This window comes from Vibrio sp. E14, from assembly GCF_020515785.1.
Classification (GTDB): Bacteria; Pseudomonadota; Gammaproteobacteria; order Enterobacterales; family Vibrionaceae; genus Vibrio; species Vibrio diabolicus.
Window position 1 is genome coordinate 681,057 of record NZ_JAHPJI010000002.1, and the last position, 21,286, is coordinate 702,342.

Annotated in this window: 20 protein-coding genes; 5 read left to right on the forward strand and 15 right to left on the reverse strand. The window is 44.9% G+C overall.

Annotated features, from left to right (window positions below):
• Window positions 1–12: 12 nt before the first annotated feature.
• The 9 genes from LIX84_RS08380 to LIX84_RS08420 form a co-directional block, all read right to left on the reverse strand.
• On the reverse strand, window positions 13–531 hold the full coding sequence (locus LIX84_RS08380; protein ID WP_041852895.1) for a TadE/TadG family type IV pilus assembly protein: 519 nt from the start codon (window positions 529–531) through the stop codon (window positions 13–15).
• Complete coding sequence (locus LIX84_RS08385) at window positions 528–992, reverse strand: TadE/TadG family type IV pilus assembly protein (RefSeq protein ID WP_048625932.1); 465 nt, start codon at window positions 990–992, stop codon at window positions 528–530. Before LIX84_RS08385 ends, LIX84_RS08380 begins: the two co-directional genes overlap by 4 nt.
• Window position 993: 1 nt before the next feature.
• Complete coding sequence (locus LIX84_RS08390; protein ID WP_226421084.1) at window positions 994–2,262, reverse strand: pilus assembly protein TadG-related protein; 1,269 nt, start codon at window positions 2,260–2,262, stop codon at window positions 994–996.
• A 25-nt stretch (window positions 2,263–2,287) separates the two neighbouring features.
• A complete protein-coding gene (locus LIX84_RS08395; protein ID WP_012841463.1) occupies window positions 2,288–2,512 on the reverse strand; it encodes a hypothetical protein in 225 nt (74 codons plus the stop codon).
• 13 nt (window positions 2,513–2,525) lie between these two features.
• Window positions 2,526–3,989, reverse strand: a complete 1,464-nt coding sequence (locus LIX84_RS08400; RefSeq protein ID WP_006742390.1) for a type II and III secretion system protein family protein — start codon at window positions 3,987–3,989, stop codon at window positions 2,526–2,528.
• 7 nt (window positions 3,990–3,996) lie between these two features.
• The gene (gene cpaB, locus LIX84_RS08405; RefSeq protein WP_006742389.1) at window positions 3,997–4,752 is read right to left on the reverse strand and encodes a Flp pilus assembly protein CpaB; all 756 of its coding nucleotides are present in this window, start codon (window positions 4,750–4,752) and stop codon (window positions 3,997–3,999) included.
• A gap of 13 nt (window positions 4,753–4,765) precedes the next feature.
• Window positions 4,766–6,079 (reverse strand): hypothetical protein, encoded by a 1,314-nt coding sequence (locus LIX84_RS08410; protein WP_006742388.1) that lies wholly within the window; start codon window positions 6,077–6,079, stop codon window positions 4,766–4,768.
• A 70-nt stretch (window positions 6,080–6,149) separates the two neighbouring features.
• The gene (locus LIX84_RS08415; protein WP_047008933.1) at window positions 6,150–6,638 is read right to left on the reverse strand and encodes an A24 family peptidase; all 489 of its coding nucleotides are present in this window, start codon (window positions 6,636–6,638) and stop codon (window positions 6,150–6,152) included.
• Window positions 6,638–6,811 carry a Flp family type IVb pilin gene (locus LIX84_RS08420; RefSeq protein WP_005494099.1) on the reverse strand — a complete coding sequence of 58 codons (174 nt, stop codon included), beginning with the start codon at window positions 6,809–6,811 and terminating at the stop codon, window positions 6,638–6,640. Before LIX84_RS08420 ends, LIX84_RS08415 begins: the two co-directional genes overlap by 1 nt.
• Window positions 6,812–7,147: 336 nt before the next feature.
• Between LIX84_RS08420 and LIX84_RS08425 the strand changes: the two genes are divergently transcribed.
• Together LIX84_RS08425 and LIX84_RS08430 are read left to right on the forward strand one after the other, a co-directional pair.
• On the forward strand, window positions 7,148–7,873 hold the full coding sequence (locus LIX84_RS08425) for a helix-turn-helix domain-containing protein (protein WP_085342678.1): 726 nt from the start codon (window positions 7,148–7,150) through the stop codon (window positions 7,871–7,873).
• A 148-nt stretch (window positions 7,874–8,021) separates the two neighbouring features.
• Entirely contained in the window at window positions 8,022–9,713 is a 1,692-nt protein-coding gene (locus LIX84_RS08430; RefSeq protein ID WP_226421085.1) for an AMP-binding protein, read from the forward strand.
• Between the two features lie 68 nt (window positions 9,714–9,781).
• Here the strand turns inward: LIX84_RS08430 and LIX84_RS08435 are convergent, their stop codons facing one another.
• Window positions 9,782–9,991 (reverse strand): DUF1127 domain-containing protein, encoded by a 210-nt coding sequence (locus LIX84_RS08435; RefSeq protein WP_226421086.1) that lies wholly within the window; start codon window positions 9,989–9,991, stop codon window positions 9,782–9,784.
• Between the two features lie 98 nt (window positions 9,992–10,089).
• Between LIX84_RS08435 and LIX84_RS08440 the strand changes: the two genes are divergently transcribed.
• A complete protein-coding gene (locus tag LIX84_RS08440) occupies window positions 10,090–11,040 on the forward strand; it encodes a LysR substrate-binding domain-containing protein (RefSeq protein ID WP_065645470.1) in 951 nt (316 codons plus the stop codon).
• Window positions 11,041–11,158: 118 nt separating this feature from the next.
• Here the strand turns inward: LIX84_RS08440 and fusA are convergent, their stop codons facing one another.
• Together fusA and radA are read right to left on the reverse strand one after the other, a co-directional pair.
• Window positions 11,159–13,249 carry an elongation factor G gene (gene fusA, locus LIX84_RS08445; RefSeq protein WP_226421087.1) on the reverse strand — a complete coding sequence of 697 codons (2,091 nt, stop codon included), beginning with the start codon at window positions 13,247–13,249 and terminating at the stop codon, window positions 11,159–11,161.
• A gap of 215 nt (window positions 13,250–13,464) precedes the next feature.
• Window positions 13,465–14,844 (reverse strand): DNA repair protein RadA, encoded by a 1,380-nt coding sequence (radA, locus tag LIX84_RS08450; protein ID WP_012841458.1) that lies wholly within the window; start codon window positions 14,842–14,844, stop codon window positions 13,465–13,467.
• 136 nt (window positions 14,845–14,980) lie between these two features.
• On the opposite strand from radA, the gene LIX84_RS08455 reads away from it, so the two are divergent.
• On the forward strand, window positions 14,981–17,329 hold the full coding sequence (locus LIX84_RS08455) for a PilZ domain-containing protein (protein WP_226421088.1): 2,349 nt from the start codon (window positions 14,981–14,983) through the stop codon (window positions 17,327–17,329).
• A gap of 64 nt (window positions 17,330–17,393) precedes the next feature.
• Here the strand turns inward: LIX84_RS08455 and serB are convergent, their stop codons facing one another.
• Window positions 17,394–18,374, reverse strand: coding sequence for a phosphoserine phosphatase (gene serB, locus LIX84_RS08460; protein ID WP_226421089.1), 981 nt, complete (start codon window positions 18,372–18,374; stop codon window positions 17,394–17,396).
• 91 nt (window positions 18,375–18,465) lie between these two features.
• On the opposite strand from serB, the gene LIX84_RS08465 reads away from it, so the two are divergent.
• Window positions 18,466–19,071, forward strand: a complete 606-nt coding sequence (locus tag LIX84_RS08465; RefSeq protein ID WP_041852892.1) for a YtjB family periplasmic protein — start codon at window positions 18,466–18,468, stop codon at window positions 19,069–19,071.
• Between the two features lie 97 nt (window positions 19,072–19,168).
• On the opposite strand, the gene deoD is transcribed toward LIX84_RS08465, so the two are convergent.
• Entirely contained in the window at window positions 19,169–19,888 is a 720-nt protein-coding gene (gene deoD, locus LIX84_RS08470; protein WP_226421090.1) for a purine-nucleoside phosphorylase, read from the reverse strand.
• 138 nt (window positions 19,889–20,026) lie between these two features.
• Window positions 20,027–21,247 (reverse strand): phosphopentomutase, encoded by a 1,221-nt coding sequence (locus tag LIX84_RS08475; RefSeq protein ID WP_047008941.1) that lies wholly within the window; start codon window positions 21,245–21,247, stop codon window positions 20,027–20,029.
• Window positions 21,248–21,286: the final 39 nt, after the last annotated feature.

The following is a 21,286-nucleotide window of genomic DNA, read 5'->3' on the forward strand; positions in this document are numbered from 1 at the left end:
AAAGCTACTCCATTAGCAATCCGTAATGACATTGGTCCCTTCGGGTCTAAGTATTCCTAAACTCTCTGCAGGCAATATAGTTTCAAAAGCTGGAGTACTCCCTACTGCATTAATTAAAGCAGCTAAAACAAAAAACTGAAAAGTATAATTCACCGCTCTTGCTCGAACATATTTAATTTGAGAAAACTGCGCATTTAATACGTCATTAGACGCTGGAGGGGTAGAAAGAAAGCCTGATACATCAACACTTGCACCAGCTTCATCAAGATAATCTATCTGTAAATTACTCGCAGAAAAGCCTGATGGATAGAGATCTGATACAGCTGGTAAGTTAGGAATGTCATCCCTATCAGCGATATAGCACACGGTAGCAAGCCTCGCAGCTCTTCGTGTTACCTCATTGACCATTTGCACCGAAAAGAAATAGATCGCAAACTCGATGATCAAAAACAGGACTAATATAACGGCCAAAGCGATTACCGAGAACTCAAGCTGCGTCACTCCTTTTTGTTTCGTTATCAATCGTTTCATGGGCCTGTCCTCATAGACGTGGTCGCCCCAATGCTAAATTGCAAAGAAGTGGTCGAAAAAGGTAAGGTCGAGAATATCGGCACGTAATTGTAAGTCGCCGATAGAGTGACCACCTTATTGGTACTCGTTGGTTGGGTAATGACAATATCATCCACACTGATATGGTCTATCACAGGTGTAGTAGAGGCAATTGGGCTTCCATACACAACGACATTCTTGATACTGGTTTCGTCAGCAATTGACTCAAAGTTCAACGTGCCGTACGTATCAACGACTGCATACCTTGCCCCATTCTGCAGCGCTTTATTGACCTCGGTATACTGAATAAAAGCTCGGCTCACATCGATCACTAAAACGGTGAGCATCAATAGCACTGGCAAGGCGAGAATAAACTCTATGATTGCCAGCCCTTGTTGACTGCAAATATTTGGCCTTTGATGCTTTCTATTTGAATACAACATATCAAGAGGCCCCGCTAAACGGATCTTTGTACAGCTGGATACGGTAGAAGCCTTTATCTGTCGGATCCGTGCCAGTCGAACCGTTATTAATTAAACAATCATAAAGAAATTGCCCAAACACTGATGATTGACCTGAGTTACTGACTTTTTGTAGTAAAAAGAAGCAACCAAAGCCCAAAACATCAAAATCAGACTTACCTGTAGAAGCCGTACAATCTACGATAGGGATACGCAAAATCCGGCGTCCGTTCAGACCACCATCACCTGTATAACTACTGCCATCACAAGCACCACCGCTTTCACAAGAGCTTAGCTCCTGACGATAGTTGGCGTAATACAGGTCGCCTGCGTACTCCGCATCGGTCTCAGCCAAAACATCGGGCTCTCTCACGTATTTGTCTGGTAAAACCGTTCCGTCATTTTTAATCGGTCCCGAAAAGTCGTTGAGCCTCACATTCAGTCCCTGTGCAACTGGACCTGCACTATTACCTGGTTTAGTCGTAACGGTATCGCCAATTGAGGCGCAACCGTTGTAAGCCCCAGACAATGCATCACGAACCAAGGCCGCACCACTATTACCCGTTCCTTGCCCAAAATCGAGTAACTGAAAGTTCCCGGGCCCCATATCGGTGTTATTCTGATCCCCGACTTTCAGCTCATGCACTAGAGAAGGATCCATATCTACATTAGGGTCGTAACCCGGCGGACGATACCCCCATGCATCACTCACATCACCAGCAGGATCACCACACATGGCGATTGGCGTTAAATTACACGTATATGCAATCGCCGCACTTCGCCCCGCAACCGCACTCGCAGAGACCTCTTTATCAATCCCAAACAAACCACTCAAATACTGCGTTAGGCTAATATCGGTGACCGCTACGCGGACATAAATATCGTACTCCCCCAATGGCGGTGTAAAACTTGCTGCACTTACAAACGTCTGCATATCATGCGAGAATGTCACTGCTGTATTACTGTCACTAAACGTCAGCTCAGAATTTCCAGGCTCGGTTGATATTCCACTAAGCGTTGTTCTCACTGCGGTTTCAGCCTGATTCACATCCTCTGTCTTATCGGCAACGACAGCACCTGCAAGGGCCGCAGTATCGACCGCATTCTGTAAACGTGTTTTATTAAGAACTTGGTGGTTTAAATCAATACCAAACGCCGCAACGCCTAGCTGAATCAACAAAACCAAGCTTATCAACACTAAGGTAATCCCTTTCTGGGTTCGCCTTGGTGCTATATGCATATTCCTTCGCATAGCCCCTCCTAAGTGAACATATCACTTACTCATCTTTGGCTACCCCGTTGTTGTTATATACCTCTAAGCTAACTTGTGTACGCTCACCACTACCTTCCGGTAAATAACCCAAATTCTCATACCACGCTTCTGGATTAAGAGTTTGTTCAGCGCGCAACTGGCTAACCGAGATACCAAGCTCGGGGTCATTCGCACAGCCAAACAAGCCGAATGATGTGAAACAAATGGTCATTATCATTATGCTTTTCATCTTGCTCTCCCACTTATAGACTGTGCCCAAACTTGCCCTCAGAGCCACCTTCTGACGAACCGTATTGAATAAAGTTGTTGTTAGTATCTTCTTCGCTGATGTCGTTTAGCTGGTATCTATCGAAATCCAACTCAGCACCTTTACCAAGCAAATAGAACTCCACATCGTTCGGAGCCACAAAGCCATCCGTTGGCAGTGTGATTCGACGTCGATCGATTGGGGTTGCTAATCGAGGGGTGACCAGAATGACAAGTTCTGTTTCCCCTGAGGTAAATTCTTCACTCTTGAACAAGCGTCCCAAAACAGGTAAATCACTCGCTCCAGGTATGCCATCCGCGACATTACGTGCGTTTTCACTCAATAAGCCTGCAATACCAATGGTTTGGCCATCAGCCAGCTCAATCGTGGTGCCAGCACTTCGTTTAGTGATTGGCGGAATAAAGAACGTGGCATTCACTTCGTTTGGATTAAACGTCAGCACACCTGAGTTGGATATTTCACTCACATTGACGTTCAATTTGAGGTTGATTCTCTTATCACTCAAAATAAACGGAACGAAGTCGAGTTGAACACCGTACTCTTTATAATCGATGGTAATACCATCTTCATTTGGTACTGGAATTGGGAATTCACCACCAGCGACAAACTCGGCTTGCGTACCACTTAATGCGGTAAGGCTAGGCTCTGCTAACACTTTCGCCACGCCATTTTGTTTCGCCACATCAAGCGCGAAGGTAAACAAGGTATTACTGTCGATAAACGACCCAAGAAAACCGAAATCTTCGACTGTTGGAACGTTCAAAATCGGTCCAATTCCATCAATACCGCCACCAGCAGTCGTACCACCCCAGGTAAAGTCTCCACTTCTTTGGAAAAAGTGGAAGTTTGAGTCAAAGCGTCTTACTAGTGTGCGCTGCACTTCGGCAACGGTCACTTCTAGCGTCACCTGTTGAGCCCCGCCAATAGAAAGTAGATTGATCACCATGCTGTCATCATCTTTAGAGCTGTCATCTTCTTCATCTGCCGCTTCACCTAAAGCGAAGGTTTCAGCAATTTTGACCGCAGTGTCCATATTTTGCTGACTACTGACCAAGCCTCTAAGTACCACTTTTTCTTGCGCACTGTGCACTTCGATATTTTCATCCGGCAAGAACTGATAAAGCTTCGACTTAAGCGTGTTTAGATCATGCGTGACTTCCACGTTAAACTGCTCAATTAATCGGCCTCGGCGATCCCACACCGACACATTCGTGGTACCTAACTTCTTACCAATAAGAAACAGCTCGTTCGATCTGAGCACTAAAATATCCAAGACTTCTGGATCCCCTAATGTCACTTTCTTCGCTTGGCCGGATATCATCAATTGGGTTGATTGGTGATGCGCAACGGTCACGACTTTTCCTGACTGCACCGTGGCTGCGTTAACAGACAAGCTGACAAAAAGTAACTGGCTAACGAGTAATATTATTGTTTTCATAATTCACCTAATTGCTGACTCGGACACTGGATGCCTGAGATCCCTTAATAATGGTCACACTAGGTCGTGGCGTGTATTTTCTTGCTACAACAGGTTTATCCACTTCATGAGGGTTGCGTAGAGCAAGTTGAATGTCGCCTTTGCTGTTCGCCGATAGGAGCTTTTCTGCCTCTTTCGGTGTTACTTCTAAAGTCACCGCACGCACAATAACGGGTTTGTTATCATTGGTTTTGGCTGTTTGGTCGACCGCAAGAACGTTGATGTTTTTAAGCACCGTTTTTGTTGTGGCGTTTTTACCTTGTCCATAACTCACGGTATTCAACACATCGACCTTATTGCCCGGCAACAAGAACCCGGCCACACCGATAACGTCATTTACACGAATGGTGATTGCTCGTTTGTTTTCAGGAATTAAAGCAGCAAGTGTCGCGCCCTCACCGGGCAATGCAAGACGATTCGAGTTAACCAGCTCGCCCGCATAAATGGTATTGGCAACAATTCTTCCCAATGCCTGTTCTTGTACTTTTAGCGTTTCATCGTCTATCCAATCCACTTCCATGAGCTTAGTAGACAAATGTTTCTCAGATAGAATGGTCCCTGGCTCTAGTTCCATGGCGGCAACTAAAACTGGGTGTCTTTCGACCTCTTCTAACTCGACAGTTGGTTGGTTTCTGCCATCCATCCATTGTTTAGCTATCAAAACGGCAGCAAGGCCGAAAACAATGGAGAGCAACAGCAACATGATGACTTGAGTCCGACTCATAATTTAGATCTCCCTATTCATCCACTGTGAAGTACAGTCCCCAGGCACGGGTTAAAATGTCTGATGAGACGACCTTCTCTTTCCCTTCGAACACCAAAATATCGCGGCTAATACCGAGTAAGTCTTTTGGTAAACAAGGGTAGTTGGCGACATCATTGTCGCGATGTAACTGACTTAACGTATCGAAAAACTCAGGCACAAGCGTCATTTGGTAATCTTTAGCAAGCGAAACCCAAAGCGCTTGATAATCTGTCAAACCAAGCGGTGTAAACTCGATCTTGTAGCCCAAACGACGTAAAAAAGCGGGGTCTGCAATTTTGCTTGGTGCAAAGTTGGAGGAGAATGCCAGAGTGAGCATAAACGGCACCGTGACTTGTTGACCATTTGGCAAAGCTAGGTGGTCAAATAAGTACTCCATTGGAACGATCCATCTGTTTAGCAGGGCATCAACAGGCATTGACTGACGACCAAGGTCATCAATTACCAAGATTCCGTTGTTAGCCATCATTTGCAGTGGCGCAATCCATACACGATTATGCTCGCTGTGGTTTACCTCAAGCATATCCAATGTCAGCTCACCGCCCACTTGAATGTTTGGTCTTTCACAAAGAACCCAGCGTTTGTCGTAATGCGTTTCCAACTTGACGAAAACCTGAGAATGGGAGTTGTCTAAACGACGGTGATGATGCTCTGAGAACACTTTGATGATGTTGCCATCGGCATATACGGCATAAGGAATGAATACCGAAGTGTTCATTGCATTGAGCACTCTTGATGCGACGTAGCTTTTACCGGTACCCGCATGACCATACAGCAACAAAGCGCGCCCCGAGTTAATGGCTGGTCCTAAAACGGGTATCAAATGATCCGAACCAAACACGTCAGACAGCGCTCGCTCAACATCATTGCGATTAATAGGATGCTTGCGAAGATCTTGTCCCTCAACAACCGTCCAATATTCTTCCAAAGAGACGGGAACAGGACCGATATACGGATCTTTTCTATACGCAATGTCTGCTTCCGCAAGCCCAAGCTCAGTTAAACTGTAGCGTACGTTGGAATACGATGTACTCAATTTGTCTGATGCTGGCTGATAAACTTCTACCCAACTTCGCTTTCTTAACTGCGCCAAAGCAAGCTCGACAATATTCGAAACAATACAAAGCCGTTGCGTTAATTCGATTAAGTCACATTTGGGATAGGCAGACAGATGTTTCAACACTAGGTTTTCAACAACTGAAGACGGCACGCCAAGACCCTCGACAGACGAAGGCACCTTTGGTGGATTTATTTGTGGCACGAGTTTTTCCCAATACACAGAGCCCATCACACTTCCCCTCTTGAAGTTGCCTAGCCAACTGATGCTGCATGTGCTGCATGCCATTTATTATTTTTATTTAGTGGGTGTAGGAGAAATAAGCTAATCCAATTACGATTATCGGCGCGAAAGGAATGACTAACGGCTTATTAGACCTAAAGCCTGGTGTTACTTTTTCTAAGCAATACCCTTTTAACTGATGTGATAGAGCAACACTAGTCGATGACACGTGTAACATTAGATAAAAAATGCCCACGATGCCTCCAGCAAGTATTATCCCGGTAGACGCTTCCCCAAGATTACTCAGACCGAGCCATGTTCCTATGACGGCGAGTAACTTAACGTCTCCTCCAGCCATTACTTTGAACAGATACAGCGCGAAACACACTGCAAACGCAACCAGCCCACCATATAAATGATCCAAACCACTTGTTGCTGGGTTGTAAATTACGTTTGCAGTAACAGCAACCAAAAGCATAAGCACCGCTTTATTTGGTATTCTGTGTTTCTGAGCGTCTGAGACTCCAATCGCAATAAGCAATGACCAAATAATCAGCTCACTAATCATTACGAGTTGTTGATTTGAGACGCCACTGATGTGAACTTACCAGACAAAGTCGTCCAGAAGCCTGAGGTCAAGAATGCTGTAACAATTAATGCCGCCCCTAGGATGTACTCCAAAAGTGTTAGCCCCTCTTCATCTTCCATGAAGTCCTTGATTAGATTGCGAAAGTTATCCATAAGATAGTCCCCTTTATTTAACCATATCTCGCTTGTCCATGACGCAGGTATCATATACACCCGAATCATGCTTAAACATTAGTCACCGAGAATTAGGGGGGTTAGGACTTTTTTGCCAAAGGTTGGTACTTTCTTGCCCACCTGTGCTTCAGAGCTAAAATGTATCAATAGTGAGACACTTCACTAAGATCTATGTGACATATTTCACACTTGCAGTATGACTATATAAGCCTAAGCTTAATAAACGAAAGGGTGAGGTCTGAAGCTCAAGGAATGAGGCTCGACTGACCTCAATACATACTAACGTTGGTGTAGTACGTACTGAGCGGGATTCATATGGATAGACTGACCAAAGCTTATTGGATTGGAGAGACTCTTTGCTCGCTGCCGGAATCACTTCGCTGTGAGTTTGATAAGAACTTTGAGATTATGGACTGTAGCAAAGATATCTCTGTGCTTAGCGATAAAGAACACAGCTATTTCTTCTACTACATGACTTGCGATCATCGAGAGCACCTGAAAGGCGTCATCACGCTCTGTGAAAATCTCGACAAAAAACTGATCGTTATACATCCAACCGGTATCGAGCCTCACTTACCGCCAAAGCATATTTGTGCGGAATATTATACGTTGAATGAAATCACCCTCCCGATTTGGCTATCACAGATAAAATTGAAATACTTTTTGCACAGCAAGGTCGACGAAGAACAAATTTCGGTCGATAAACTCTTTTCTCGAAGCGGAAAGTCGAATTTTTCTGACGTGGTTCATTACATCGCCAATAATGTCCATAAAGACCTAAGGGAAGAGGAAGCTGCTGCGCTTTGTCACTACTCACCGAACTACTTTTCCAAAGTATTCCATCGCAAAGTTGGTATGTGCTTTCGTGATTATGTCACTGCGAAACGCATTTCATTAGCAAAGAAAATGCTCGTTGAAAATGAATCCATGAAAATTGCCTATATTGCTTATCAATGTGGATACCGAGATGTCTCTTACTTTTCTCGAATTTTTAAGAAAAAAACAGGCCTGTCCCCAGCGAATTATCGGCAACAGTTTTAGGCGCTATTAGTACCGACTTTAGGGGTAACTAACGCTATCCTCCCCACATATTTCATCAAAATGCATTCCCGTGTCGTTATTTAACATGCTAAAGTTAACAATGCGTTAACAATTATAAATACAACGAGAAGACATGGAGTCACTAAAAATGAATCAGCCGAATCTAAACAGCGCTGCTGGTTGCGCTCTCCCACCACCAAATGAAATGATTCTCAAATGGGCTCAAGAGCGTCCAAATGAGGTCTATCTAAAACAAATTATTAACCGACAATTTGTTGAATACACGTTCGCTGATGTTGCCGATCAAGCCTTAAAACTCGTCAGTGCACTACGCAACCTCGGAGTACAACCTGGTGACAAAGTAGCATTAGTATCTAAAAACTGTGCAGAGTGGTTTATTTGCGATCTTGCGATGATGCTTGGCGATTATGTCAGTGTGCCAATCTTTCCTACCGCCGGCGCGGACACCATCGAATACTGTGTGACTCATAGTGAAAGTAAAGCGCTCATTGGCGGAAAACTCGATGATCCTAAAGCAACCCAGCAAGTCATTGATGCAATGCCGGAGCTCATTAGTATCTCGCTCCCCTACGATACTGCGCCAAAATGTCAGTATGAATACCAAGCACTCATTGCCGATGCAATGCCAAGTGAAGAGCGTCCACAGCACTACGACGATAAGCTAATGTCTTTGGTGTATACCTCTGGTACGTCAGGATTACCGAAAGGTGCGATGCTGACCTACGGAGCGTTTAACTGGTCAGTACAACAACTGATAAACCATATCGGTATTCAAGAAAATGATCGTCTATTTTCTTACTTACCTTTGGCTCATATTACAGAGCGCGTCTACATTTTTGGCTCATCCATCATGGGTGGTGTACCAACCGCATTTCCAGAATCATTGGATACCTTTATCGAAGATGTAAAAATGCACCGCCCGACTCTGTTTATCTCAGTCCCGCGATTATGGACGCTATTCCAACAACGCATTCAAGACAAACTTCCACAGAAGAAGCTCAACATTCTATTGAAAATCCCATTCGTCAATTCTCTGATCAAGAAAAAGCTCGCAGAAGGATTGGGGTTGGATCAGGCTCGAGTATTAGGCTGTGGCTCTGCCCCAGTATCACCAGCACTGCTGGAATGGTACCACTCTGTAGGACTCAATATTACTGAAGCTTGGGGCATGACAGAATCATTTGCCTATAGCACGCTCAACTACCCATTTAGAGCTGACAAAATTGGTAGTGTCGGTAATGCTGGACCAGGTATTGAGTTAAAAATCGCTGACGATGATGAAATCATGGTGCGTGGCAAAGGGCTATTTTCTGGCTACTACAAAAATGACATTGCCACCCAAGAGTCTTTTGATTCAGAGGGCTGGCTACACACAGGCGATATCGGCTCTATCGACTCAGATGGTTACCTAACTATTCAAGGCCGTAAAAAAGATAACTTTAAAACCGCCAAAGGTAAGTTTGTCTCTCCAGTTCCTATCGAGAAAAAACTTTTCGAATACAGTCGCGTAGAGATGATGTGCCTCATCGGTTTAGGGCTACCAGCCCCGATTCTTTTGGTTGTGCCACATGATTTTCCTAACTTTGTTCGGGAGCGGTACGCACGAACCACCCGCAAAGTCATTGCAAAAATGAATCAAGAACTCGCCTCTCATGAGCAAATCAAAGGCGTATTAATGATTAAAGAGCCTTGGAGCATTGAAAATGGCGTATTGACGCCAACACTCAAAATTAAACGTCATGTGCTTGAGCAAAAGTATCATGAAATTGGTCACAACTGGCCGAAAGGTGAATTGGTTGTGTGGGAAGAAGACTTATAGCCTTGTCTGCACTCCTCAATATCATTGGGGAGTGCAGTTTAATTCTGAGCTTGAATCAAACTCATAAACTACTCTCTCCAAAAAGGCTTCCTCACTTCACTATTAATTTTCTTTTCATCTAATCCAATATCGCCCCAAAGATGCTCTGGTAACTCTCTCAAGTGACGACGTGTCTTGTAGTTTCTTCTCCAACTAACAAGTTTAGAATAAATTAACTGTAATCCGGTCTGATGGTCAGCTGGTAAAGTGCGCTCACAAGTGTGTGTCATGTTTTCCATGTAACCAACTCCTATAACAATGTTGACCACTTAATAATCAGCGACTAGGCTGATATCCTCAAACGATAGAATCTGCCATTGAGTTAAGGAAAACTAATGTGAAAGATCGAATGCCTCCCTTACAGGGCTTGTATTACTTCTTCGTTGCAGCAAAGGAAGGAAGCTTTAAAACAGCGGCAAAAGAATTGTTTGTTACGCCAGCTGCCATTAGTCAGCAAATTCGTCATCTTGAAGAGTTTTTAGGAACGGACTTATTTGTTCGCCAGCACAGAAAAATCGTGCTCACACCTGAGGGAGAGCTGCTGTTTACTCAGGCTGAAAGAGGGTTTGCTCATTTGCAGCAAGGGGTGAGATTGGTGAATCAAGATCCTAATCCTAACCACCTTTCGATATCAACACTCCCCTCTTTCGCTCACCATTGGTTAGTCCCGAAAATTACGGCTTTTCGTCAGCGTCACCCTGATATCGCCTTACTATTAGAACCAACCAATGATTTGGTGTCTTTTCAAGATAGTCAGATCGATTTGTGTGTCCGTTACGGTTTAGGAAAATACCCTAATTTAGAATCACAATGGCTAATGGATGAAGCTTTTTACCCTGCCTGTCACCCTGTATATCAGAAAGAGCACGGCATTTATCGCATTGAAGATTTAAGCAAAGCAGAGCTCATCGAAGACGTTTGGCCAGATCTGGACTGGAACATGTGGTTAGCGAGACTTGGTCATTCAGCGGCAAAGCCTGCTTTAAAATACAGTGGCTCACACTTAGTGTTAGAAGCCGCGTTATCACTACAAGGCGTAGCGCTCGTCAAACACAGTTTAGCTCATCAATATTTCCGTTCAGGCAAACTGGTCCGAATTGGTGATATAGCCATTAAACCCAAATTTGCGTATTACCTGTGCGCTCCAAAAGGCTACTTAAAGCGACCTAAAGCCCAATTGTTTGCACAATGGTTGAGAGAAGAAATAGAAACATTTGAAAAGTCAGTGATACCAGATTTTAAAACCATCGACCTCAATGTTAGTAATACTGGCTCAGCTTCAGAATAGTCGGTAAACAACACCAAAGACGTATATCAGCGAAACAAAAACGCGCTGTGTATAAGCGGTTAGATACAAAAAGCCCCGCACTAGGCGGGGCTTTCAAGTTATAGAGTTAACTTAAGAATTACTTCTTAGCGTTACGCTCTTTAACGTCAGCAATTACTTGCTCAGCAACGTTTGCTGGACATGGTGCGTAGTGTGAGAACTCCATAGAGAACTGACCACGACCAGAAGTCATTGTACGTAGAGTACCGATGTAACCAAACATTTCTGATAGAGGTACATCACCCTTGATACGTACGCCAGTAGACGCAGCTTGTTGGTCTTTGATCATACCACGACGACGGTTAAGGTCACCGATTACGTCACCAACGTGATCTTCTGGAGTGAACACGTCAACTTTCATGATTGGTTCAAGAAGTTGCGCGCCAGCTTTAGGCATAGACTGACGGAATGCGCCTTTAGCAGCGATTTCGTAAGCGATTGCTGAAGAGTCAACTGCGTGGAAACCACCGTCGAATAGTTCAACTTCAACGTCTAGAGTTGGGAAGCCAGCTAGAACACCGTGCTCCATCATTGACGCAAAGCCTTTCTCAACTGCAGGCCAGAATTCTTTAGGTACGTTACCACCAACAACTGTTGACTTGAACGTGAAGCCAGAGTTTGGCTCACCTGGTTTGATGCGGTAATCGATCTTACCGAACTGACCAGAACCACCAGACTGTTTCTTGTGCGTGTAGCTATCTTCGATTGCTTGAGTGATAGTTTCACGGTAAGCAACCTGTGGAGCACCAACTTCTAGCTCAACGCCGTAAGTACGCTTAAGGATATCTACCTTGATGTCTAGGTGAAGTTCACCCATACCTTTCAGGATAGTTTCGCCTGAATCTTCATCAGTCTCAACTTGGAATGATGGATCTTCTGCAACCATTTTACCGATCGCGATACCCATCTTCTCAGAACCGCCTTTATCTTTAGGCTTAACTGCGATAGAGATTACTGGATCTGGGAAGATCATTGGCTCAAGAGTACATTCGTGTTTAGGATCACATAGAGTGTGACCAGTTTGAACGTTCTTCATACCAACTACAGCGATGATGTCACCAGCTTGTGCTGAATCGATCTCGTTACGCTCGTCTGCGTGCATCTCAACCATACGGCCGATACGCTCTGTTTTACCAGTTGCAGAGTTAAGGATTGTGTCACCTTTCTTCATCTTACCAGAGTAGATGCGGATAAAGGTTAGAGCACCGAAGCGGTCATCCATGATCTTAAATGCAAGCGCACGTAGTGGCTCGTCTGCAGATACAGTCGCAACTTCACCAGTTGGCTCACCAGTCTCTGAATCAGTTAGAGGCTGTGGATCAACTTCTGTTGGAGATGGTAGGTAATCAATTACCGCGTCAAGAATAAGTTGGATACCTTTGTTCTTGTACGCTGAACCACAGTAAGTTGGGAAGAATGCTAGATCACGAGTACCTTTACGGATACAACGTTTGATGTCTTCTAGAGATGGCTCTTCGCCTTCTTCTAGGTAAGCCATCATTAGATCTTCGTCTTGCTCTAGAGCAGTTTCGATTAGCATTTCACGGTATTCAGCAGCTTTTTCTACCATGTCTGCTGGAATATCTTGAACTTCGTAGTTCTCTGGCTGGCCAGACTCATCCCATACGTAAGCTTGTTGGCTTAGTACGTCTACAACACCTACGAAATCTTCTTCGATACCGATAGGTAGAGTCATAACTAGAGGTGTAGCACCTAGTACGTTTTGTACTTGATCTACAACTTTGTAGAAATCTGCGCCCATACGGTCTAGTTTGTTAACGAAGATCAGACGTGATACGTGTGATTCGTCAGCGTAACGCCAGTTAGTTTCTGACTGAGGCTCAACACCACCAGAACCACAGAATACACCGATACCACCGTCAAGTACTTTTAGAGAACGGTAAACTTCGATAGTGAAGTCAACGTGTCCAGGAGTATCGATGATGTTTAGACGGTGATCGTTCCAGAAACAAGTTGTTGCTGCAGACTGGATTGTGATACCACGTTCAGCTTCCTGCTCCATGAAGTCAGTTGTAGTTGAACCGTCGTGTGTATCACCGATCTTATGGATCTTACCAGTTAGCTTTAGGATACGCTCTGTAGAGGTAGTTTTACCCGCGTCTACGTGAGCAAAAATACCAATGTTTCTGTATTTTGATAAATCAGTCATTGTCTTACTCTGTTAATAAGGTATAAAGTGCGCGCAGAGTATATCACATTCTGTCAATACTGATACCCTTGCGTGCGGATGGAAGAAAAAAAATTTTAACGTGAAATTTCCGTCCCCAAAGCATAGTCAAACACAGCAATTTATGTACTTTATTCGCATTTTATTGAGGACGGATAGAACAGTTTGTGATTACACAAATACCATTCTTATGAGCATTACAGCTCGTCAAAAGCCTCTATAGCTTCCGACAATTTCTTAACGCCGTGAATTTGCATGCCAGGAATGCCGCCTTTCGGCATGTTGGCTGCAGGCACAATGGCTTTCTTGAAACCATGTTTGAACGCTTCATTCAAACGTTCTTGCCCACTTGGCACAGGACGGATTTCGCCTGCAAGCCCGACCTCACCAAAAATAACCACATCTTTGGGTAGTGGACGGTCACGAAAACTCGATAAAAGCGCCATAACTAACGCAAGATCGGCACTCGTCTCCGTCACCTTAACACCGCCAACCACATTAACAAAGACATCTTGGTCTGCCATTTGTAAGCCACCATGCTTATGCAACACAGCAAGCAAAAGTGATAAGCGGTTCTGCTCCAAACCGACCGCAACACGGCGAGGGTTTGCCAATTGCGAGTAATCCACCAACGCTTGAATCTCTACTAATAGAGGACGCGTACCTTCCCAAACCACCATAACAGAAGAACCTGATGTTTCTTCTTCACCACGAGAAAGGAAAATCGCGGATGGGTTACTCACTTCTTTCAACCCTTGGCCTGTCATTGCAAAAACACCGAGCTCATTCACAGCGCCAAAGCGGTTTTTATGACTACGCAATGTGCGAAAGCGGCTATCAGTACCACCATCAAGCAGCACTGAACAGTCTATAATGTGCTCAAGAACTTTAGGGCCCGCAAGGGTACCATCTTTTGTTACGTGACCAACAATAAATACCGCGACGTTATTCTGTTTTGCGTATCGTGTCAGAGCTGTCGCAGATTCACGTACTTGAGCAACACTGCCCGGTGACGATTGAACATCTGAAACGTGCATTACCTGAATCGAGTCAATCACCATAATGCGAGGTTGCTCTTTTTCGGCGATTTGGCAAATTTTGTCGACGTTCGTTTCCGATAGCATTTTTAAATGATCTTTCGGCAAGCCTAGTCGAGAAGCACGCATCGCCACCTGCTGCAACGATTCTTCACCGGTTACATAGAGCGTTGGCATTTGCGCAGACAAACTACACATGGTTTGCAGCAGCAAGGTGGATTTACCCGCGCCAGGGTTACCACCAATCAAAATAGCGGCGCCGGGTACAACCCCCCCACCTAATACGCGGTCAAGCTCTTTAAACCCACTGGTGAAGCGTGGCACTTCCTGCAGATCAATTTCGGATAACGTTTGAACTGTAGCTTCTGTTGCGGAACCCGCGTAGCCGGATAAACGTTCATTACGAGCAACCGTTGGCGATGCAGCGATACGGACTTCTGTTATCGTATTCCACGAACCACATGCGTTACACTGCCCCTGCCAACGGGGAAAATCCGCGCCACAATCATTACAAACATACGCTCGTTTTGCTTTCGCCATGATGCCTCGATTTTTTCTACAAATGTGACTAAGCACAGCCAAGTCAGACCTTAACTGAAATGAACTATTGATATACTTAAGTTTTACTTCGCTTAGCCGATACAATTTAAAGTAACGACATACTCTAACAGAAATAATGCAGCAATCTGAAATTCTCTCGATCGCAGAACGACTCATTCCCGTTTACGGTTCGGATGACTTTGACTTTGTCCTTGGCCAATTGACCGAGGAAGAGCCGCCTTCGGCCAAAATCTTAGTGAAGATGGAACTTAATCGCTTGATGGCTCCGTGCAAAAAAAGCATCGATCTGCGCGGTCGCGTCCAAGGTGAATGTCGCGAGTATATTTTGGATGGTATTCCACATTGGTTAGATGACGTTGCTTTCAACGCTTACCATAAAAACATCAAAAAGTTTGGCGGCTACACTGAGGGAATGTGGGAAGCTTTGGTCAACACACGGAATAACTTTCGCGTAATGAGCAAACGTCTGACTCAACAAAAAACGCAATCGTTAACGGATCCTAAAAGCCCTTTCTTAGCGGAGCCCGTTCACCTCGGCTATGACTTAAAGCGCCAAGAAAAGCGCTTGAAAGTCCAATCTCAAGTCGAGATTTGCCGCTCTAAAGGGCAACTTCTGCATGGGTTAAGCATTGACTTATCCTGCTCTGGCGCAAAGTTCAAAGTCCCAAGTGCGTTTAAATATAACCTTGGGGAGATTATTCAGGTCACGTTTACTGAATTTGCCAGCAAATCTCAAGTTGCCGGAATAGAGAAACCGCTGGCGTACCGCATACTTGCGGTTGATGACTGTTACGAGAATGACTCAGTTCGATACCTCAGAACCATACGTTTAACTGAAACCAATGTCGTTACTCGAGTGATCGATGAAGCGCTCAACAGCGCAGCTAAAAGAGCTCGTCACGATAATCAAGATAAGATCATTCGAGCTCGAACTCGTGGTTATGAGCACATCGCACTTAAGCACACCAGCAGCTTACCTCTATTCTTTGATGGCAGTGAGCTGAAACTCGCTATGTTGACGCCAAACAATCAAAAGCTTTGGCAGTACTGGCATGATGAAAGGAACCAGCAAATGTTTGGGTCCTTATTTAATGAGAAGCGAGTCGCGTCACTCATTAAACCTGGCGTTAAAGGCACCACCAATGTCCTTTATTCATTTACTCACGAGCACGAAAACCGAACCTATTTCTATTCGATGCTTCGTCCTGAGGCCACTCGTGAACAACGCCAGCTATTTTGGCATTTAGGTGCTAAACGTGAAAGTTGGCGCGCGTTTAGAATTTCGATATTTGAACTGTCAGAGCAAGAACAGGAAGACTTAGCCGCTTTCTCTCCGGAGTTGGCTGAAACGTCCCAATCATTGACTCATATTGGCATCTTGCAAGAAATTACTGACGAAAAATCAGGGCAGGATTATCTGCTCACTGAAAAGCCGCGCTTACCCGCGAATACGTTAAATGCATTTCGCCATCCGAGAAGAATTATAGGCAACCCGAAAGGCATTTATTTTGATGCCAAGTCTCGTCGTAAAGAGCCACGTTACCGATTTAAGACCCCAATAGAACTACGTTCTGGGCCCGTCACAGCGATCGGCAGCACCGTCGATATTTCAAAGCGAGGGCTCGGCATTAAACTGGACGAACCTACCATGTTGCGCTCTGGGCAAGAGGTTCAGATCAACTTCCGAGAGTTACAACTCTACGACAAAAAGCTGCCTTTAACGTCGGTGCCATACCGGGTAATTCGTGTTAGCCCAGATGGCTGTAGCGTACAGTTAGTTATTGATGAAAGCAGCCACACCATTAAAGTGATCGCCTTTTTCAACAGCATTATCGAGCACAATCAAGATAAGTTGATCCCGCAAAAAGAGATGCTACCGAGTAATGCGTTACTTGAAAGACTGCACAGCATGTTGCTCTCTCGAACTCTGAGCACACCCATTTTTATCAGTAAAACAGCGTCGTCTTCAATCAAAACCCCCGTTATTGGGGTGAATTTGCCGCTACCTAAGCACATTGAGCTTTTTGCACGCCTTGGGCACGATCAATTGTTGTCACTTGAACCTATCTTTAAAGGTCGAACAAGCACATTAATCGCAGAGCCGATAAAGCGTGTAGAGGGAGCTCAAGCAAGGCATCAGGATATCTACATTAGCGCAGCCAAAGTCGGCAATAAAATTACAGGCATTGAGTCTAAGCTTCATCAAGAGTTCAACAGCGTAAAAGAACGGATTCAATTTATAAAGAAAGCGCGAATGATGGGTGACTTCTACGTGATTCGCTTATCTACAGCCCCAATTTTCGATCCGATGACATCGTTGCTGCAACAAGATTTAAGTGACTTAACCCAATTTGGTGTACATCAAGCGAGCAAATTAGAAAAGGAGCTGACCGCTTTGGTCGGTTACAGTGAGTTTGAAGACATTACGGAAGAGGTTGTAATTAGATTGGAGTTAACCGAGTAAATTTAGAGCCATACTAAGTCAACGAAAAACACCGCCAGAAAGGCGGTGTTTTTGAATGGATAAATTAAGGTTTTGCTTTCCAGCTGACCTTTTGCTGCTTCACCAGTGCACCAGATAAAATACAGAGCACACCGCCTAAGCCTGCAAAGCGAATCGCAGATTGCGCTTGAGCTTCCACTTTAGGTTTTGCGTGGTACGCGATACCTAAGCCCGCCACCGACATCATCACAAGATCGTTAGCGCCATCACCGACAGCAACGGTGTTGTGCTGCTCAATTTCGTATTCATCCGCCAACTCCACCAGGATATCTGACTTCATCTGCGCGGTAACTACATCGCCAAGTACGTTCCCCGTGAGCTTACCATTAATGATTTCTAACTGATTAGAGCGAGCAAAATCTAAATCGACTTTATCTTTGATGTAGCCCGAGAAGTAAGTAAAACCACCGGAAGCAATCGCTGTTTTCCAGCCTAGTGCTTTTAACGTTGCGATTAACGCTTCAAAGTCCGGCATAAATGGCAATTGGGAACGAACTTGTTCAAGAATTGATTCATCAGCACCTTTGAGCTTGCCTACGCGTTGACGCAAACTTTGCTCAAAATCCAGTTCTCCTTGCATCGCACGTTCAGTAACTTCTGCCACCTCATCCCCGACTCCGGCCAATTTTGCGATTTCATCAATACACTCTATCTGGATTGCCGTTGAGTCCATGTCAAATACAATCAAACCTTGGGTTGAGAGATCTGGAACTTCATTAAGTGAGGCGTAATCCAAGTTGAGGCTTTGTAAGATCGTTTCGTGTTGAGGGGTCAACTCTCCTGCCATCAAGGCGACTTCATATGGGCCAACTTTCCACGTTTCTAACACGGGGTTGTAGACCCCTGTGAAGAAATCAATGTCTTCAAAATGACGTGGCGAAAGGTATTCTGCAAACACTATCCAGTTTGCTTTTGCTTTATCTAGTTGGGAGGCAAATCGAGTCTCGGGTAATCGTTTTAAAAGTGTCGTATGTTTTCTGATAGGCAAGCTTTTTGACGCGTCCATGTATATAATCCCTTATGACTTTGCTAAAACGTTACCTCAACAAACTAAAAAGGCAAGTCTTTGTTTTATTTTAAATGGATGAGTAAAGAGCATGAGTGAATCCTTGTTCTCAGTAAGGAATGCCCTAAGAATTCTGGCACTAATCCTACTGTGTGTGATGTTGTTTATCACGATCAAAAACAGTGTTGTGATCAGTAAGGGCAACGAGAAAATTCAAGCACAGCAGCTTGAGACACTCACCAAAGTTTTGATTTCACAGGCGTCTCTTTCTGCCAGTGAAATGATTTTGACCAAAGATCAAGAACGCTTACTTAAGCTGACAAACCAGCTAGCACAAGACCGTTTGGTGTTTGATGCGACAATATATGATGCACAAGGCGTACGTTTAGCGTCTAGTGAAGATGCGCTATCGGTACGCGAAGTTTTAGGCTTAGACACGCCCTTGGCAACAGCTTCCATTGGCCGCCAGCAGTTGGTTGAGCCAGTATTTGCCGATGAAGCACTCATCGGTTTTGTTCGCGTTACCTTTGAGACAGGTCGTGTAACCGCGATTTCTGACCACCACTATCGTAAGAGTGATCGCTATATGTACATGATGGTGCTAATGAGTTTTGTGTGCGGCATGTTATTCATTATGATTTTACGTAGACAGCCTATCCGCCGTAAAAAAGCGCAAAACCTACTGCTAACCAAATAGTCAGTCGGTAATCAACATCTAATACAAAAACAGCCCGCATTGTGCGGGCTGTTCTTTTAGTTCTTAATGTCAAGAAACTAAGATGACTCTTTGTCGCTTATTCTTCGTCGCCTAGCAATACTGAATCTAGTGCGATTAGCATCATGTCGTTGAATGTTGTTTGACGCTCATCAGAAGTTGTTTGCTCACCCGTTTTGATGTGATCTGAAACCGTACAGATTGTCAGAGCTTTTGCACCGTATTCTGCCGCTACGCCGTAAATACCCGCCGCTTCCATTTCAACACCAACAATGCCGTACTTGTCCATTACGTCGAACATTTCTGGATCAGGCGTGTAGAAAAGCTCCGCTGAAAATAGGTTACCGACTTTCACATCAATGCCACGTACTTTTGCTGCGTCTTCTGCCGCGCGAACCATTTTGTAGTCTGCGATTGCTGCAAAGTCATGACCTTTAAAACGGATACGGTTCACTTTAGAATCCGTACACGCGCCCATGCCGATCACAACATCACGCACTTTGATGTCTTCGTTTACTGCGCCACAGCTACCAACACGGATGATTTTCTTCACGCCGAAGTCTTTAATTAGCTCCGTTGCGTAAATCGAGCATGATGGGATACCCATACCGTGGCCCATTACCGAGATCTTACGGCCTTTGTATGTGCCTGTGTAACCGAACATATTACGCACATCACACACTTGCACAACGTCTTCAAGGAAGGTTTCTGCGATGTATTTTGCACGTAGCGGGTCACCCGGCATCAGTACGACGTCTGCGAATGCACCCATTTCAGCATTGATATGTGGAGTTGCCATTTTCTTTTCCTTAACCTTTCTCTAGCGCTCCGCGCTTAAGGCGATATAAGCCAGAGTATTCTCATTTCCGACAAGCAGTACTTGCATACTGCAAACATAAAACTAGGAGCATTCAGCTCCTAGTTTTCAATATCCTAATTATAGGAAATTCTTACCGTAATCCATTGGAGAAGTACCGAAGTAGCTCGCCAATGTTTGGCCAATGTCTGCGAATGTTTCGCGGCGGCCAAGAGAGCCTGCTGGCACTTTTTGACCGTAAACCAATACTGGGATGTGCTCACGAGTATGGTCAGTACCTGGCCATGTTGGATCACAGCCGTGGTCTGCTGTTAGGATAAGCACGTCATCTTCACCCATCAGTTCTAGCACTTCATTGATGCGACCATCAAAGTACTCAAGCGCTGCAGCGTAACCCGCCACATCACGACGGTGACCGTAAGCTGAATCGAAGTCAACGAAGTTAGTGAATACGATGGTGTTATCACCCGCTTCTTTGATCGCTTCTTTCGTTGCTTCAAATAGTGCTGGAATGCCTGTTGCTTTGGTTTTCTTAGTGATCCCACAACCTGCATAAATATCTGAAATCTTACCGATGGAATGAACCTGACCGCCCTTCTCATCAACTAACTTTTGTAAGATAGTCGCTGATGGTGGCTCTACAGATAGGTCACGACGGTTACCCGTACGCTCAAATTGACCTTTACCCGGACCAATGAATGGGCGCGCGATTACACGGCCGATGTTGTAATCTTCTAGTTCTTCACGCGCAATTTGGCAAAGCTCTAGTAGACGATCCAGGCCGAATGTCTCTTCGTGACAGGCGATTTGGAATACAGAGTCCGCAGAGGTGTAGAAGATTGGCTGCCCAGTCTTCATATGCTCTTCACCCAAGTCATCAAGAACTTGAGTACCAGATGCATGGCAGTTACCTAGGAAACCGTCAAGACCAGCACGCTCAAGGATGCGATCCGTCAGCTCTTTAGGGAAGCTGTTTGCTTTGTCTGTGAAGTAACCCCAGTCAAACAGAACAGGAACACCTGCGATTTCCCAGTGACCAGACGGCGTATCTTTACCAGAAGAAAGCTCTGCTGCGTGACCGTACGCACCAATGATTTCTGCATCTGCGTCTAGGCCAGGTGCGAAGCGACCTGTTGACTCTTTATGTGCCATTGCCAAACCTAACTTAGATAGGTTTGGAAGGCGAAGTGCGCCTTGACGTTGGTCGTTATCTGCTAAGCCTTTTTCGCATTGTTCTGCGATGTGGCCTAGTGTGTCTGAACCTACATCACCAAATTTCTCAGCGTCAGCGGTTGCACCAATACCGAATGAGTCTAGTACTAAAATAAATGCTCTTTTCATTGCTCGTTCCTTAGGCCCACTCGGCTTTTTATTATGGTT

Bases quoted from the DNA above. Each gene is read 5' to 3' on its own strand.
- LIX84_RS08430 (WP_226421085.1), top strand. From the start codon at position 8,022: ATGAATCAGCCGAATCTAAACAGCGCTGCTGGTTGCGCTCTCCCACCA.
- radA (WP_012841458.1), bottom strand. From the start codon at position 14,844: ATGGCGAAAGCAAAACGAGCGTATGTTTGTAATGATTGTGGCGCGGAT.
- serB (WP_226421089.1), bottom strand. From the start codon at position 18,374: ATGGACGCGTCAAAAAGCTTGCCTATCAGAAAACATACGACACTTTTA.
- LIX84_RS08455 (WP_226421088.1), top strand. From the start codon at position 14,981: ATGCAGCAATCTGAAATTCTCTCGATCGCAGAACGACTCATTCCCGTT.
- LIX84_RS08400 (WP_006742390.1), bottom strand. From the start codon at position 3,989: ATGAAAACAATAATATTACTCGTTAGCCAGTTACTTTTTGTCAGCTTG.
- LIX84_RS08420 (WP_005494099.1), bottom strand. From the start codon at position 6,811: ATGGATAACTTTCGCAATCTAATCAAGGACTTCATGGAAGATGAAGAG.
- LIX84_RS08425 (WP_085342678.1), top strand. From the start codon at position 7,148: ATGGATAGACTGACCAAAGCTTATTGGATTGGAGAGACTCTTTGCTCG.
- LIX84_RS08385 (WP_048625932.1), bottom strand. From the start codon at position 992: ATGTTGTATTCAAATAGAAAGCATCAAAGGCCAAATATTTGCAGTCAA.
- LIX84_RS08395 (WP_012841463.1), bottom strand. From the start codon at position 2,512: ATGAAAAGCATAATGATAATGACCATTTGTTTCACATCATTCGGCTTG.
- LIX84_RS08475 (WP_047008941.1), bottom strand. From the start codon at position 21,247: ATGAAAAGAGCATTTATTTTAGTACTAGACTCATTCGGTATTGGTGCA.
- fusA (WP_226421087.1), bottom strand. From the start codon at position 13,249: ATGACTGATTTATCAAAATACAGAAACATTGGTATTTTTGCTCACGTA.
- LIX84_RS08410 (WP_006742388.1), bottom strand. From the start codon at position 6,079: ATGGGCTCTGTGTATTGGGAAAAACTCGTGCCACAAATAAATCCACCA.
- LIX84_RS08465 (WP_041852892.1), top strand. From the start codon at position 18,466: ATGAGTGAATCCTTGTTCTCAGTAAGGAATGCCCTAAGAATTCTGGCA.
- LIX84_RS08380 (WP_041852895.1), bottom strand. From the start codon at position 531: ATGAAACGATTGATAACGAAACAAAAAGGAGTGACGCAGCTTGAGTTC.
- LIX84_RS08415 (WP_047008933.1), bottom strand. From the start codon at position 6,638: ATGATTAGTGAGCTGATTATTTGGTCATTGCTTATTGCGATTGGAGTC.
- cpaB (WP_006742389.1), bottom strand. From the start codon at position 4,752: ATGAGTCGGACTCAAGTCATCATGTTGCTGTTGCTCTCCATTGTTTTC.
- LIX84_RS08390 (WP_226421084.1), bottom strand. From the start codon at position 2,262: ATGCGAAGGAATATGCATATAGCACCAAGGCGAACCCAGAAAGGGATT.
- LIX84_RS08435 (WP_226421086.1), bottom strand. From the start codon at position 9,991: ATGGAAAACATGACACACACTTGTGAGCGCACTTTACCAGCTGACCAT.
- deoD (WP_226421090.1), bottom strand. From the start codon at position 19,888: ATGGCAACTCCACATATCAATGCTGAAATGGGTGCATTCGCAGACGTC.